A 234-nucleotide genomic window follows, 5' to 3' on the forward strand; every position below is an offset into this window, starting at 1 on the left:
TCTCGTCGTCGCTGTCGCCTTTACCGGGCTTGCCTTGCTGGCCTATGCCGGCATCCACAGTTTCTGGTGGGGAGTGTTTCCGCTGATGGCGCTGATGGGGCTCGGCATGGCGCTGGTCGTGTCGCCGCTGTCGACGGCGGTGATGACGGCGGTCGAGGACAAGGATACCGGTGCTGCTTCGGGAATCAACAATGCCATCTCGCGCATTGGCGGCCTGATCGCGGTGGCGGCGAT

Annotated in this window: 1 pseudogene; it reads left to right on the forward strand. The window is 64.1% G+C overall.

Annotated features, from left to right (window positions below):
• A pseudogene (locus AC0L2O_RS37575) lies at nucleotides 1-234 on the forward strand (MFS transporter); the annotation flags it as partial.

The sequence above is a fragment of the Bradyrhizobium sp. Kon10 genome, from assembly GCF_055807395.1.